The organism is Halomonas sp. Bachu 37, assembly GCF_039691755.1.
Lineage (GTDB): Bacteria > Pseudomonadota > Gammaproteobacteria > Pseudomonadales > Halomonadaceae > Vreelandella > Vreelandella kashgarensis.
On record NZ_CP137552.1, the window covers coordinates 2465429 to 2480502 of the forward strand.

12 protein-coding genes and 1 tRNA gene are annotated in these 15074 nt (G+C 58.8%); 6 read left to right on the plus strand and 7 right to left on the minus strand.

Annotated features, from left to right (window positions below; genetic code table 11):
- Positions 1–4: 4 nt before the first annotated feature.
- From R5M92_RS11395 to R5M92_RS11405, 3 genes are all read left to right on the plus strand, one after another.
- Positions 5–715, plus strand: coding sequence for a YagK/YfjJ domain-containing protein (locus tag R5M92_RS11395; protein ID WP_346796062.1), 711 nt, complete (start codon positions 5–7; stop codon positions 713–715).
- Positions 716–1650: 935 nt separating this feature from the next.
- Positions 1651–1833, plus strand: a complete 183-nt coding sequence (locus tag R5M92_RS11400) for a hypothetical protein (protein ID WP_346796063.1) — start codon at positions 1651–1653, stop codon at positions 1831–1833.
- Positions 1834–1835: 2 nt separating this feature from the next.
- Positions 1836–3104, plus strand: coding sequence for a YfjI family protein (locus tag R5M92_RS11405; protein ID WP_346796064.1), 1269 nt, complete (start codon positions 1836–1838; stop codon positions 3102–3104).
- A gap of 673 nt (positions 3105–3777) precedes the next feature.
- Here R5M92_RS11405 and R5M92_RS11415 read toward each other — a convergent pair.
- Entirely contained in the window at positions 3778–4563 is a 786-nt protein-coding gene (locus R5M92_RS11415; protein WP_346796065.1) for a hypothetical protein, read from the minus strand.
- A gap of 396 nt (positions 4564–4959) precedes the next feature.
- On the opposite strand from R5M92_RS11415, the gene R5M92_RS11420 reads away from it, so the two are divergent.
- The gene (locus R5M92_RS11420; protein ID WP_346796066.1) at positions 4960–5958 is read left to right on the plus strand and encodes an integrase; all 999 of its coding nucleotides are present in this window, start codon (positions 4960–4962) and stop codon (positions 5956–5958) included.
- 39 nt (positions 5959–5997) lie between these two features.
- Here R5M92_RS11420 and R5M92_RS11425 read toward each other — a convergent pair.
- A tRNA-Ile gene (locus R5M92_RS11425) sits at positions 5998–6074 on the minus strand.
- Positions 6075–6211: 137 nt separating this feature from the next.
- Between R5M92_RS11425 and R5M92_RS11430 the strand changes: the two genes are divergently transcribed.
- The gene (locus tag R5M92_RS11430) at positions 6212–6787 is read left to right on the plus strand and encodes a hypothetical protein (RefSeq protein ID WP_346796067.1); all 576 of its coding nucleotides are present in this window, start codon (positions 6212–6214) and stop codon (positions 6785–6787) included.
- 69 nt (positions 6788–6856) lie between these two features.
- Here the strand turns inward: R5M92_RS11430 and R5M92_RS11435 are convergent, their stop codons facing one another.
- From R5M92_RS11435 to R5M92_RS11455, 5 genes are read right to left on the minus strand one after another with little or no spacing between them, the layout of a single operon-like run.
- Positions 6857–8671 carry an ABC transporter ATP-binding protein gene (locus tag R5M92_RS11435; protein ID WP_346796068.1) on the minus strand — a complete coding sequence of 605 codons (1815 nt, stop codon included), beginning with the start codon at positions 8669–8671 and terminating at the stop codon, positions 6857–6859.
- A 39-nt stretch (positions 8672–8710) separates the two neighbouring features.
- The gene (locus R5M92_RS11440; RefSeq protein ID WP_346796069.1) at positions 8711–9517 is read right to left on the minus strand and encodes an ABC transporter ATP-binding protein; all 807 of its coding nucleotides are present in this window, start codon (positions 9515–9517) and stop codon (positions 8711–8713) included.
- The gene (locus R5M92_RS11445) at positions 9514–10623 is read right to left on the minus strand and encodes a FecCD family ABC transporter permease (protein WP_417338800.1); all 1110 of its coding nucleotides are present in this window, start codon (positions 10621–10623) and stop codon (positions 9514–9516) included. Before R5M92_RS11445 ends, R5M92_RS11440 begins: the two co-directional genes overlap by 4 nt.
- A gap of 8 nt (positions 10624–10631) precedes the next feature.
- Complete coding sequence (locus R5M92_RS11450) at positions 10632–11636, minus strand: iron ABC transporter permease (RefSeq protein WP_346796070.1); 1005 nt, start codon at positions 11634–11636, stop codon at positions 10632–10634.
- 5 nt (positions 11637–11641) lie between these two features.
- Entirely contained in the window at positions 11642–12568 is a 927-nt protein-coding gene (locus tag R5M92_RS11455; protein ID WP_346796071.1) for an ABC transporter substrate-binding protein, read from the minus strand.
- 266 nt (positions 12569–12834) lie between these two features.
- Here R5M92_RS11455 and R5M92_RS11460 point away from each other — a divergent pair, with 266 nt between their 5' ends.
- Positions 12835–14967 carry a TonB-dependent receptor domain-containing protein gene (locus R5M92_RS11460; protein WP_346796072.1) on the plus strand — a complete coding sequence of 711 codons (2133 nt, stop codon included), beginning with the start codon at positions 12835–12837 and terminating at the stop codon, positions 14965–14967.
- Positions 14968–15074 lie beyond the last annotated feature (107 nt).

Below are 15074 nucleotides of genomic sequence, written 5' to 3' on the forward strand. Positions count from 1 at the left end.
CACGATGAGTTCACCTTTCCAATCCTTTCTGCACGGTCGTAAACGCCATCGGGACAACACTCAGCTTCGTCTCCGACATTTCCCGAAGTTTCACAACATGTCGGTACAAATGACTTGTGGGCCCCTGATCACCAATTATTTGGAAAAGACCTATCGGGTGATGAAGCAAGCTCGCGATGCCCACAGCCGGATTCTGGCAGTACCGCTCGATCTGCGTTACCCCGAGGCCCTGCCTGCCAGCAGCCTAACGTCCCATAATACCGTGATAAGCCGTTTCCTATATTTTTTGAGCTGTGAGTTGACGCTGATCAAGACCACACATGACCCGGACATGCGCTATATCTGGTGCCGGGAACAGGACACCAGCGACAAGCCTCATTATCACGCCTTGCTTTTCTTCAATGGCAACGCGCTCCGACGCCTCGGGACGTTGAGCGCTTACATGGACGGGAGTGACGAAGCTTATGACGGTGATTGCCTGTATCACCGTCTGGTGCGGGCGTGGGCCTGGGCAATCAATTGGCCTTTGGAAAAGATGGGCGGCCTGGTTAACGTGACCCAAGACCGCTTAACCGATAAATCTGCGGTGCGTTACTTTCATCGCGGTGACCGAGCGGCATTCCGTGAGGTCTTCTACGCGGCCAGTTACCTGTGCAAGGCCTATTCCAAACCCATTGGCCAGGGCGTGCATTGCTTCGATGGTAGCCGCCTATAGCACGGGCAGACGCAGCCTGGCTGAGAGCGCCTGTGAGGCGTTATCGCTGCTTCCTCCTATCATGGGCTCTACCTTCCCTCTCGGATCGGCGCTCAGCGCATCCTTTGAGGGATTATCAGCATAGAAAACAGAAAAGAAGCGTCTTAACAAGGAGTGGGCGCTCGGGATGATGGATGACTCGCTCTTACAGGGTTATTTATGCATCCCTTAATGGGCTGGCCAGCCATGAGCCAGCCTATCCTTCATGTGCCTTAGCGATACCTACCCGACAAGTGACACCGGCATGACACGCCTGGTGCGCTTTTCCTGATGACCCGACCCCCTGCCTTGCCCCGACGAGAACGGCCCCTGGGGGCTGGTACTTGCCCGTGCGTATCCGCATTCAGACATAATCCAGGAGACGGCCATGACTCAGCCTAGCCTTTTCGGGCACCACTCCAAATGCCATCCCGATAACCCGCATTGGAAATGCCACTACGGCCCCCCGCTACGCGGGCTGCGCGTTTGTGAGCCTGCGGGGGGTCCCTTGATCATCCAGTTCCTGAACCGCGTCCACTCTTGGTGGCAAAGCACGTGGCAGGTCAAACAGCGCCAAGCAAAAAAGTCTAGAAAGAAGAAAGTATATAACCAAATATTCTTGTGTATTTTTTAACCGCTGCCTGAGCCAGATGCTCATAAGCATGTGGCGCAGACCCGAACCTCCCTTGGGAATCGGTTATTTCGGCTACCAATAGCCAGAATAACCGCATCGACTGCGCTTAAGCTCTTGGAGCCCTCATTTCTAGATAGCATTTTCTGCTCAATGTCAACAGCCCTACTTATCAGCTTCCGCTTTTCAAGTAGTGCCGATTCCATGCTGCACTGAAAGCGTCACTCTCTGCCCTGCCACTGGACAAGGTCTGGTGGCACACCCCAACCCTTATAGGAGAGTGACAATGAGCTATCCCTTACACCCGATACTACCTGCTCCCGGCCACTTCAATGCCCAGCGACTCGCCCCCACTTTACTGTGGCGATCCAGCCATGAGCTCAGTCAGAACTGTCAGGTGTCGATAGATCTCAGCGTCCTGACCCTGCTAGCAGGGGTCAGCATAGTGGCCAAGGCCGCTACGACCTGAAGATGCCCTACGGCGCGGTCAAACCCACCACGATCAACATCCTAGGTGTAGCCGGCTCCGGTGAAGGCAAATCGCCGCTTTACGACAAAGTGCTCAATGTCATTCAGAAGTCGCAGCGTCAACAGCGCCGTGAGTGGCGCAGGCGGTTGGATGCCTATCATGGAGAGTTGGAAGAGTGGCGCACTGAAGAAAAAGTGCTGACCCAGGCGATCTACCGCAAGCAGACCAAGGGCGGTACGGCGGAGCGTGAGCGTCAAGCGCTACGTGAGTTGCATCAGCGTCGTCCCGAGCCGCCCCGCGAGTTCCGGCTGCTATATGAAGACACTACACCGGAAGCGCTCTTCTCGGGGCTGGAAACGGCGATTCCGAGCGCAGCTCTGGCCACAGACGAGGCGGAAGTCTTTTTCAAGGGCGCCATGAACCGGGCACGCAGCCACCTCAACTCACTTTGGAGTGGCGGTAGCACGGTAATCACACGAGCCACCAAAGAAGATATTGTGCTGAATGATGCTCGCCTAATGCTGCTGCTGATGGTGCAGCCCGGCATCCTGCAAAAATACATGGAGACACAAGGTCAGCAGGCAAGGGACTCTGGCATGCTCGCCCGTTTTCTCGTCTGCGCACCGCCATCGGTCCGCGGTCAGCGCTTCTACTCGCTGCATACCCCCCCGGAATGGAAGGCCTGGGAGCAAGCTGAGGCACGCCTGGACACCTTGACGCGGGAAAACCTGATCCTGGCCCACGCACCTGAAACGCCGCGTGAGGAACTGGAATTCACACAAGAGGGGGCGGCTTGTTGGGTACAGGTGGCCAATGAGATCGAGCGACAGATGGGCCCAGGCGGGTATTTCGAGGCATGCCCCGATCATGGTTCGAAGCTTGCGGAAAACGTGGCTCGCGTAGCGGCGTTGATACATTTGTTCGAGGGCTATGAGGGGGGCATCATCCCCGAGACGGTGCTGATGGCAATGGATATCAGTCTCTATTACTCCGGCCACTTCCAGCATGTGTTCATGCCACCTCCCCAAGAGGAGCAGGATGCCTGTCAACTGAATGAGTGGTTCAATGAGCTCCGGCAGTTCAACTGGCGTATCATGCGGTACAACGATGTGCGTCAACGCGCCCCACGTCAGCTGCGCGATAGGAAGCGCCTCAAGGCCGCCTTGGAAGTGCTTATTGCCCAGCAGCAGGTGGTAGTTTTTACTCACAACCGAACGCGCTACATCGACCTGGCGCCTTGGCTGGGGCCGCCGGACCTGAGCATGCTCTGATATTCACTTCCTCTTGCCGCCCTACGGGGCGGCAAGGGCTACCCATCTGAGGATGGTTGATTTAAGCCCCTGCAGCACTGCCTGCCAAGCCCACCATGAGTATACGATTCAGGCACGCTCTCAAGTCACAGTTAAATTGCCGAGAGCCTCCTGCCGTATTTGATGTAGAGCTTCATGGCTTTGATGCATTATTCGTAGGTGTACATAGACTACCTCTACCGATAGTCCAAGATTCCGTCCACACCTTCTCAGTAGTCAACAAAGATGACCCGCCCGTGACCGTCAGTGGATAGTCTTTTGCTTCAGCCAGTAGCTCTCCTCGCCGAGCAGGTCGGTGAGGGCCGCTGGCGATGGCGTCCGAGCGCAGGCTGCGATAGCTCTCGGCAGTCAGCTCAATGGCCCATGGGACATTCCTGTTGGCCGCTAGAATGACCAAGCTGGCCTTTCGCAGCCCACTCAGCCAGCTCCGTGCACGGACAGGGAACATCGGCGGCGTTTTGAACGGGAACAGCCGCACCTAGAGCGCTGCCCCGTCGGTACCTTCGGGCAGCAGCCAGGTAGTGCCGGCGACTCAGGCTGAAGCACAAGCGCACCCGGCCTTACACGTCTCGGATCAATGGTCAGGCAGAGCAGTTCATTCAAGCCGCCCTGCGCGAATTGGTCTACAACAAGGTCACTCCACTTGGCTATTAACAGCCAGAGTTATTGTTTTCATCTTGCGTGTCTTCACTGGCTCTTCAAGCGGCTCCTTAGCATTTTCATTGTAGGCCTTTCGCAAGTTGGGCTCATGGCAGATGAGTTTTTCAATCTGCTCAGAAAGCTGGTCTTTGTCATTCGGTAGCAGAAGGTTATATTCGTCGACAAGAGGGAACAATGTCTTGGCAATCGTCTGCGCCGTTCTAACATGCCCAGGCCAACCGTTGGCTGGACGTTTCGAGAGCGCTCCTTTCACTAAACCACGCAGCAGGACTTCTCGCTCTTCCTTTTTCTCATTACGCGCAGCTTGAGCTTTTTCCTGCCTTAACTCATAGCTTTTGTTTCTAACTTCATTCAAAAGCCGCCAAGCTGTTGCATGCTGTTGCGCACAAGAAAAGGCTGAAACCATTTTTGCACCAACTTTAAACAATTCTCCCGGCTGCGAACTGTCAGTGTAATATTTTATTATATTTTGCATGTCACCGTCATAAAGCAAACGAACAAACACCCCCTGACGCAAGGCAACATGGAAGTGCTCGTCAATTTTATCATCAAGCTTAACTCCCTCCTTAACAGGTCGTATAATTGCAGACCAATCATCTTCGGGATTGATTCCTCGCCAAATAATTTCCTCTGCTTTGCTATTTATTGCATCTTCAAAATCAATCGCATCGAATTCACTTTTCGGTTGCTCATGCAATATAGCATCAACTAGATCACCTGCTTGATCATAAATTATCTGCCAAGAATCCACAGTCACCACTTCACCTTCTCCTACCTAATAGTCAGGCCAATATGCCAGTGAGCTTCAGCGCTCATACCCTCTTTCGTCAAAAATCCCTTCATCACACCCACCTAGCATTAGTCAAGATAGACACATAATCCTTAAAGCAGATTAAGCAGCACCGGTACGCGGCTGACAGCAGGTTGCGAAAATCCACTCATCAAGCCGATGAGGAGGGAGGACAACAATGGCCAGAGCGCTACTACGTCCCGAGCAGGTCGCTGAAAGGCTGGGCATGAGCCTCAGCTGGGTCTACAGCAACAAACACTGTATCGGGTTCATTCAATTTGGCAAAGCCATACGTTTTGAGCATGAGGTTATTGAGGAGTACGCTAGAGGATGCAGGCGCGATCCTCAACGGAAGGAGGATCGAGAATGGGATACACCGTTTCAAAAAGAAAGGACCGTGACACGTGGATTGTCCGCGCAAGGATCAACGGCCAACGTACTCAGCGAACTTTTCGCACAGAAGGAGAAGCGAGGCAGTACGCACTAAAGGCAGAAGCTCAACGCCAAGAAGATAAGTTCAATGGTGTCATGGGGCGTAAGCCCAAATACACCTTCTCAGAGGGGCTGCAGCGTATGGTCAGCGAATACGACGTTCGCTCCCAGAAGCAGCACATCCTATTGGTCGCCAGATGGATGGATGAGCATGCCCCCGGCATCATCATTAGCCAAGAACTACTAGATGCCGCCCGAAGGATGCAGAAAGCTCTCAAAGAGAAGGGATTGGCTCAGTCAACCATCAACAACCGGATTCAGGTCGTCAAACGAGTGCTTTCGCTATCGTATCGGGAATGGGACTGGATCGACTTGCCACTCGACGGAAAGCTACGTAAGCCCTCACCCAAAAATGAGCGCCACGTCTATCTCTCCGAACTGGAGCTTGCCGAACTGCTTGATGCCGTACCCGAGCGGTATCAGGTCGAACGAAAGGTGATTTTGCTGGCCATGCTGACGGGGATGCGACGCGGGGAACTGATGGCACTGGAGCCGAGAAATGTTTACAACGGTCGAATCGTGCTCAAACCCAACCAGACGAAAAACGGCAAGCCCAGGGTCATTCCGCTGTCAGGAGAAGCGCTCCCATTGACGGAAAGCTTACCGTTTGACACAACAGGAGACAGAGTCAGGGGAGCGTTTGAAAGAGCCCGAGAAGCCATTGGGCGGCCGGACATCCGTTTTCACGATATGCGGCACTGCTACGCTTCATTACTCGCCAGCAAGGGGGAGTCATTAACGAGTATCAGGGATTTGCTGGGGCATTCATCACTGACGGTGACCAGTCGCTATGCCCACGCCGACCCGACAAGATGGGACAGTGTGGTTGCCAATCTGCCGCGCATTGGCAACCAAATGGCAACCAAGCACTGATGAAAAGAAGCTCTTATCTCTGTAACCAATTGATTTAATTGGTGGGCCCAGTAGGACTTGAACCTACGACCAAGGGATTATGAGTCCCCTGCTCTAACCAACTGAGCTATAGGCCCGAAAAGCGTGCATATGATAGCGAATGTGGCGGTACGAGGCTAGCCCCATTGCGCTACATTGAGAGGGCTTGGCATTTCTGGGGCACTTTTCCCCGGCCCTGGAGTCTGGTGGTGAGTTCTCTATGCGGAGGTGTGCTGTGAAAGCCTTGATTGCTCTATTTCCCTTGTTGTTGGCGGTGCCGGTACACGCGGACTGGCAGCTAGACCCCGGCCAGTCGCGGGTGCAGGCGTCGATTACCCAGTTGAACGGCGAGGCGCCGCAAACCCACCACCATCAGGTGCGCGACCTGCAGGGCGATATCGCAAGCGACGGCACCCTGCGCCTGCCCTTGAAACTGAGCCAGACAGACGTACTCGAGCGGCTTGGCGAACTGCCGCCGTGGGCGGGCCTGCTGACGAATGCCACCCTGGTCACGTTGGTGGCGCAAATGCCGCCGGAGCGTCTGGATGGCCTGGATATCGGCGAGTCGCTGGTGGAGACCCTGACGTTTCGCGTACAGAGCGATCTGGTGGATCAGGAGGAATCCGTTCCGCTGCGATTCACCCGCGAGGGGCTGAACGAGATACGCGTGACCCACGCCGAGCAGATGGCGTTGGATGGCAACGCCCTGATGGAGAACGATACGGTACGCACCGTGCTGTCGCTGCTGGGCTACCAGCAGATCGGCGAGCATGTGCCCGTCACCCTGGATGCGCTGCTGATCAACCGCTGACGGTTCGCACTCGCCAGGGGCACACCGCACCTATCGCCCCTGGGCTTCTTACACGCTCATGATTTCTTATTAAACGCTCAGGGCTTCCACATCTCCGGCCTGGGCTTCGCCGGTCTGTACGCGCCATTGAGCGGCGTAGTGACCATTGGCAGCCAAGAGGCTCGTGTGGGTGCCGCGCTCCGCCACTTGGCCTTTCTCGATCACCACGATTTCATCGGCGTGGACGATGGTGGAAAGGCGGTGGGCAATCATGATTACCGTGCGGCCGTGGGCGATGCGCGTGAGCGAGCGCTGAATGGCCGCTTCGGTTTCGTTGTCCACCGCGCTGGTGGCTTCGTCCAATACCAGAATCGGCGGGTCCTTGAGCAGCGCCCGGGCGAGCGAAAGCCGCTGGCGCTGGCCGCCGGAAAGGCGCACGCCCCGCTCCCCTACCGCGGTATCCAGCCCTTGGGGCAACGTCTCGATAAAGCTCCACGCCTCGGCAATCCTGGCGGCGTCGATGATCGCGGCATCGTCGGCGTCGGGCTTGCCGTAGGCGATATTGTCACGAATACTGCCTTCGAACAGGTACACATCCTGGCTCACCAGGCCAACTGCTTGGCGCAGCGAGGTCATGCTCACCTCGGTGATGGGCTGGCCGTCGATCAGCACGCGCCCGCTTTCGGGGTCGTAGAAACGCAGCAGCAACTTGATCAACGTCGATTTACCCGACCCCGTCGCCCCCACCAAGGCCAGGGTATTGCCGGCGGGCACACGCAAGTGTATGCCCTCGACCCCGACATGGCTGGTGGCGTAGTGAAAGCTCACGTCGTCGATGGTCACTTCGCCACGCACCGGCTGGGTGAGCGGCGTGGTGCTGTCGTCCCTGACGGTGATAGGGACTTCGAGCAGGTCGAGGATGCGCCGCGTGCTGGCCATGGCGCGCTCGAACAGGTCGATCACCTGGGCCAGGCCGGTTAGCGGCCAGAGCAGGCGTTGGGTGAGGAATACCAGCACGCCGTACGCGCCGACGTTCAACGAGCCGTTGAGCGCCATCATGCCACCGACGGTGAAGGTGGCAAGAAAGCCCGCCAGTATCGCCATGCGAATCACGGGAATAAACGCCGAGCTGACCTTGATCGCCCGGCGGTTGGCTTCGACATAGGCTTCGCTGACGTCGCGCAGGCGCTCGGCTTCGCGGGTTTCGCTGGTAAAGCTCTTGATCGTGGCGATACCGCTGAGGTTATTGGATAACCGGCTGGCCAGGTCGCCAACCTTTTCGCGCACGTCGCTGTAGAGCGGTCCGGCCTTGCGCTGAAAGAAGAAGGCGCCCCAGATGATCAGCGGGATGGGCGTGAAGGCGAGCAGCGCAATCAGCGGCGAAAGCACGAAGAAAACCGCGCCAACTGCAACCACCGTAACGATTACCTGAATCAGCGAATTGGCACCGCCGTCCAGAAAGCGCTCGAGCTGGTTGACGTCATCGTTCATGGTGGCCACGAGCTGGCCGGAGCTTTTCGACTCGAAGAATGCCATGTCGAGCCGCTGGGCGTGTTCGTAGGTGTCCTGGCGCATATCCGCTTGCAGGCGCTGGGCCAGGTTGCGCCACAATATCTGGTACAGGTACTCGAACAGCGACTCCCCCGCCCAGATGAAGAACGTCAGCCCCGCCAGCATGGCGATCTGCTGCTGGGGCGTTTCGAATCCCAGGCTCGCCACGAAGCTCTGCTCCTGATTGACCACCACGTCGATGGCCACACCAATCAAGATTTCCGGGGCGATATCGAACAACTTGTTGATGATCGAACAGACGGTGGCGGCAATGATGCGCCGCCGATAGCCCTTGGCGTAGTGCAAAAGGCGCACCAGCGCCTGAAAACTGTGAGCAGAGGAAGCCACGTACATTCCTTGATGTCGAAGGTAAATCGAGTCGCGGTAAATCGATCAGCCAGTCTGAGCCGCGCGCCTGACGTTGGCAAGCAGCGGGCTTCCGGTGTCCGGGTCGGTCAGCAGTGTACATTCCACCTGATAGAGCGTGCGCACCAGGTCGGACGTCACCACCGTTGCCGGCGGGCCTTCGGCGATGATCTGCCCTTCGCGCATGGCGATCAAGTGGTCGGCATAGCGGCAGGCGCTGGCCAGGTCGTGCAGCACCATCACCACGGTACGGCCGTGATGGGCGAGGCGTTTCACCAGCTCGAATACTTCGATCTGGTGGCCGAGATCCAGCGCCGAGGTGGGTTCATCCAGCAGCAGAAGCGGGGTTTGCTGGGCAATGGTCATGGCGATCCAGGCACGCTGGCGCTGGCCACCGGAAAGCGCTTCGAGCGGCCTATCGGCCAGTTGCTCCAGCCCCGCCGCGGCCAGGGCGTGCTGGACGACGCGCTGATCCTCCGCCGACCACTGGCGCAGCCATCCCTGATGCGGCTGGCGGCCGAAGCGGATCAGTTCGGTGACGGTCAGTCCTTCCGGCGCCACGGCCTCCTGGGGCAACAGCGCCAGTTGGGTCGCCAATTCACGCGCGGGCAGGCGCTGAATGTCGGCGCCATCCAATAGTACCGCCCCGTGTTCAGGCTTGTGCAGGCGAGCGAGCCCGGCCAGTAGCGTGGATTTACCACAGCCGTTGGGGCCGACAATGGCGGTGACCTGGCCGCTGGGCAGGACCACATTCAAGCCATCGATGACCTGTCGCGAGCCGTAATTCAGGCTCAGCGCCTGGGTATGCAGTGTCGGCGTGGCATGTTGCTTCATGGGGAGCTCCGGTTGGCGCGCATTAGTATCCATAACAGCCAGGGGCCGCCTAACACGGCGGTGACGATACCCACCGGTATTTCGATGGGCGCCAGCAGTGTGCGCCCGGCCAGATCTGCCAGCACCATCACTAACGCTCCAGCCAAGGCCGAGGAGATGACCGGTACACCCCGCGAAGACGACAGCGCACGGGCAATCTCGGGGCCGATCAGCCCCACCATGCCCACCGGCCCCGCCACGGCTACCGCTAAAGCCGTCAACACGACCGAAAGCATCAGCACCTGAAAGCGCCGCACCTTGACCACGATACCCAAGCCGCTGGCGGTGGCATCCTTGAAACGCAAAAGCGCCAGCGAACGCGCTAGCGCCAGGGCGGCGATAACGCCAAGCGTGAGCCCGACCGTCAGCAGTTGCATCGCGCCACTGGCGCGAGCGTTCAAGGTGCCCACCGTCCACGGATAAGCGGCGTTGGCGGCATCGATCGCCACCCGTGCCAGCAGTAGTTGAGTAATCGCCCCGAACACCGCGCCCACGCCGATGCCCGCAACAATAAAGCGGTAACCATGGGTTCCGCTGCCCGCCGCCAGCCCGAACGTCAGCACGGCGGCAGTGGTCGCGCCGGCCAGCGCCATGGCGGGAGGCGCAATCGAAACGCCCATCCCCACTATCGAGGCAACGGCAAACGCCGTCGCGCCGTTATCGATCCCGATGATGCCCGGCGTGGCCAGCCGGTTGCGGGCCAGGGTCTGCATCAGTATCCCGGCCAAGGCAAAAGCCGCACCTGTCAGGCAGGCGGCGGTCAAGCGGGGCAAACGCAGCTCCTGCACCATGAAAGTCGCCATCATTTCACCCCGGCCAAACAGCGCCAGAACCGCCTCGCTCGGGGCGAGCAGCGTGCTGCCCAGGCTCAAATAAGCCAAGCCGGCGGCCAACAGAGCAAGCATCAGGCCGCCGCCGACCATGACGGCGCGCTGTTCCAGCAGCACACTGTAAGCTTGGCCCCGGCGCCGCCAGCCCAAACGCCAGTATCCGTCAGGCGCTATCACCCGGTCGCCAAGCTCATGCATGCTCGTCTCGCGAGACAGTGGATAGGTCGTCGTTTTCATCGATTGACTCATAGCATCGGCAACCGCTTGGCACGGACCACCGCGATCAACACCGGGGCGCCGCATAGTGCCGTGAGCACACCCAGTGGCAGCTCGGAAGGCGCGACGACCACGCGAGAAACGATATCGGCGGCGAGAATCATCAGCGGGCCAATCGGCAGGCAGAACCACAGCGTTCGACGGATATCGGGGCCGGCGATCGCCCGTGCCACGAATGGCACCACCAGGCCCACAAAGGCGATCGGCCCGGCCATGGCGGTTGCCGCGCCCACCAGCACCGCCACACACAGCACCACCAGCCAGCGAATAACGGCGGGATGATGGCCAAGGCCAGTGGCAACACGCTCCCCCAGTGCCAGAGCAGCCAAGGGTCTCGCAATCAGCGCGATCACGCCACCGGCAACAAGGAGGCTTGGCAATACCGCCACGAGATCCGACAGACGGCGCCCGGCGAGACCGCCCACCACCCAGAAACGGATTTCATCGGCGGCACGCTGATCATAGAGCAGAAGCAGCGCGGAGAGCGAACCCAGCAATCCCGAAAATGCCGCCCCGGCCAGGACCAGGCGAACCGGGTCGTCGCCTACCCCGCGCATGCGCACAACACCCAGTACGCAAATGCAGCCCACCAGCGCACCCAACTGGGCCACGCCAATGCGCAGGGTGGCGGCGCTGGCCCCCAGCACCAGTGCCAGCGCTACCGCGAAAGCGGCTCCGGCGCTGACACCCAGCAACCCTGGCTCGGCCAGGGGGTTGCGCGCCACGGCCTGGAGCAGCGCCCCCGATATACCTAATGCCACACCGACGGCGATGCCGATCAAGGTGCGCGGCCCGCGCAGCTCCCATACCACGAAGTGGGCTTCACTGTCGGCGCTACCCCACAGCACGGCGAAGGCGCGGGAAGGAGAAACCTCGCCCGCGCCTATCAATAAACTGGTTCCCGCCATCGCCACCAATGCCATCAGCAGGACGAGAAATGCCGCCCGCGCATCCATGCGGGCGGCGAAACTCATGCTGATCACGGCAGAAGCGCTGCTTCGATGTCATCAAGAATGGCCAGCGCCGCCAAGGGGCCGCTTGCGCTGGTCCAGAGTTGGCCATCGACCGGTACCACTCGATCCTGCTGAACCACATTCAGCCGGTTGAAGGCGCTGCTCTGCGTGGCAGTTTCCAACGCGTCCTGGCCATCGGCGTTGAGGGTCGCGAGAAACAGCCAGTCGCCATCCACTCGGGACAGGTTTTCCAGGCTCAGAATATCGCTGTGTATCCCACCCTCGTTGAGTAAATCGCCATCTTCGACGTCCAGGCCAGCCGCCGCCATGATGCCGGTGGAGAAAATATGTTCGGACATCACCATCGGGCCGGCGGGCATCCAGCGCACCAGATAGGCGACTCCTCCCACGTCGGCCTCGGCCAACGCCGCCGCCAGTTCTTCACCGCGCTGCTCCACCTCGACAATAGCGTCATTGACTTCGTTTTCACGGTTCAACGCCTGGCCAAAAAGGCGCGCTTCCGATTTCCATACATCACGCGATGTCTCTTGTGTCGGTGGCACCACGGTGGGGGCAATCCGCGACAGCAGCTGAAACTGCTCCTGCGGGAGTCTGGGTGGCGCCAGGATGAGATCGGGTTGCTGGGCCAGTACCGCTTCGATATTGATCTCTCGCACTACGCCCATGATGGCAGGTCGGTCAGCGTCCAGGTGCGCTTCGATATAACCGGCCACCCCGTCTCCACCACGTGTGGTGACGGCGCCAAGCGGAGTGATACCCGCCGCCAGCGCAGTATCCAGGGCGCCTTCGTAAAGCGTCACCACCCGCTCGGGAGTACCTTCTATTTCCACTTCGCCATAAGCGGTATCCAGCGTACGCGCCTGGGCAACGCCCATCGCCAACCCGCTCAATAGCACGCCGATGAGACCACTACGCAAGCTTGTTCCCAACATGATGTTTCCTCGATACGATACATTCTCTGGATAATAACGATTCTCAAAAACAGTTGCACCAATATTCGCTCGAATAGCCCGTTCCATTTCTCGCAACGACACTTTTCGAGCGACCACACTGAAACCTCTCGCATATCCGTTGCGAAAATCGCAACGAATTGTTCCGCTTATCATTCTCGAAACTGGGAACTTTTCTTTCTAGAATGCACATCTCATTTGAAAATCAATGTCATTAGCGATCCGTTATCGATACCCAGGGAACTGACATGCCTCGTTTTATTCGTACCACCATGGCCAGCGCTGTCACGCTCGCAATCACCACCGTTGCAGCCCAAGCCCAGGAAACCGCTCAACTGGATAATATCGTGGTCTCGGCCAGCGGCTTTGAGCAGGCCATGGTGGACGCCCCTGCCAGCATTTCGGTCGTCACTCGCGAGCAACTACAACGCGAGCGAATCACCAGCGTTGCCGATGCACTGCGCAACGTAGAGGGTGTGGATGTGGGCGGCTCGGTGGGTAAAACCGGCGGAAGTAATATCAGCATGCGCGGCATGCCCAGCGACTACACACTTATCCTGATCGACGGCCGTCGTCAGAATCCGGCGGGTAGCGTGACACCCAACGGGTTCGGCGAGACTTCGACCAGCTTCTTCCCGCCAGTCGCGAGTATCGAGCGTATCGAGGTGATTCGTGGGCCGATGTCGACGCTATACGGCTCCGATGCCATGGGCGGTGTGATCAACATCATCACCCGCAAGATCGATCGCGAATGGACCGGCTCCGTCGGTATCCAGAATACCTTCAACGAGGACCGCGACTTTGGTGACCGACGCGCGATCAACCTCTACACCAGCGGTCCGCTGGTTGAAGATACGTTGGGCGTGCAGCTGCGCGGCCGGTTTTATGAGCGCGACGCTTCCGAACTCATCTATAGCGATGAAAACGGAGAGCCGGTAGAGGTCAGCCAGCGCGGCCCAAGCCCGGTGGAGGGCGATACCTATAACCTGGGCGGCAAATTGACCTGGACCCCCACCGACAGCCACGACCTGTGGCTCGATGGCGAGGTCAACCGCCAGCGCTACAATAACGACGAGTGCCAGCTTGGTACGTTGGATGGGCGCACCCGCAGCTGTGCACCGGACCCCGGCAGCGCCACCGGCTACTCGGATGAACTGCGTTTCGAGCGTGAGCAAGTTGCCATCGGTCATACCAGCCGTTTTGCTACGGGCACCCTGGAATCCAGCCTGATGCGCAATACCACCGAAACCAAGGGCCGCACCATTCCCGGCACGGTGGGTGAGGCCTACGCTGGCTTCCCGAGCATTGTCGGCGGTGACCCGCGCGAGCTGGAAACCACCAACACGGTGCTCGACAGCAAATTCATCATGCCACTGGCCAATCATATGACCACCCTGGGCATGCAGTGGTGGGACGCCGAACTCGACGACGGCCTGGCCGGGGAAACCTTCGAGCAGACCATGTGGTCGCTGTTTGCGGAAGACGAATGGCTGCTGCGCGACGACCTGGCGCTGACGCTGGGTGGACGCTACGACCATCACGACGCCTTCGGCAGCCAGTTCAGCCCACGGGGTTATCTGGTATGGAACACCACACCCGAGTGGACGTTGAAAGGCGGTGTCAGCCGTGGCTACAAGACGCCTTCGCTCAACGATCTTCACGACGGCATCAATGGCGTCACCGGGCAGGGTACGATATTGACCATCGGCAACCCCGACCTTGAGCCGGAAACCAGCACCAGCAGCGAGATCGGCGCGTACTACGATAACCAGCAAGGCTTTACCGCCAGTGCCACGCTGTTCTACAACCAGTTCGACGACAAGATCGCCAGCGGCAACGATATCCTGGTCGAAAACGATCCGCTGATTCCCGACGGCCTGTATGGCCAGGACATCAATATCGACGAAGCCGTCACCCAGGGGGTGGAACTCGCTACCGGTTACCAGTTCACCCCAGCATGGCGATTGAATGCCAACTACACCTACACCGACAGCGAGCAGAAAAGCGGCGATGACGCCGGCGATCCACTGACCGATACCCCCGAACACGCCATTAACGCTACCTTGCGCTGGCAGACAACGGCGAAGCTGGACACCTGGTTCTCGGCCGAGTATCGCAGCGAGCGTTATCGCAGTCGTGAACGGGTACGTGGCGCGCCTTCGTTCGATGACCTGGGCGATTTCAAGGCCTATTCACTGTTCCACCTGGGCGGCAATTACGCGGTGACGAATAACCTGAACCTCAGCGCCACGATCTATAACCTGTTCGACAAGGACTTTGTCGACTACCGCGCCTACGGCGATGGCACCAGCTTCGGCAACGTCTATGCCAACAGCGAGGAAGGGCGGCGCCTGTGGCTATCCGCTCGCTACGAGTTCTAGTCCCGCTCGCATCTTGAGCTCGCTTGCTGTTCGATTGCCCCGACCGTGTTCGGGGCTTTTTAATTCAGTATCGATTGGCGTGATTTTATGTCGACCAGAGCCATTAA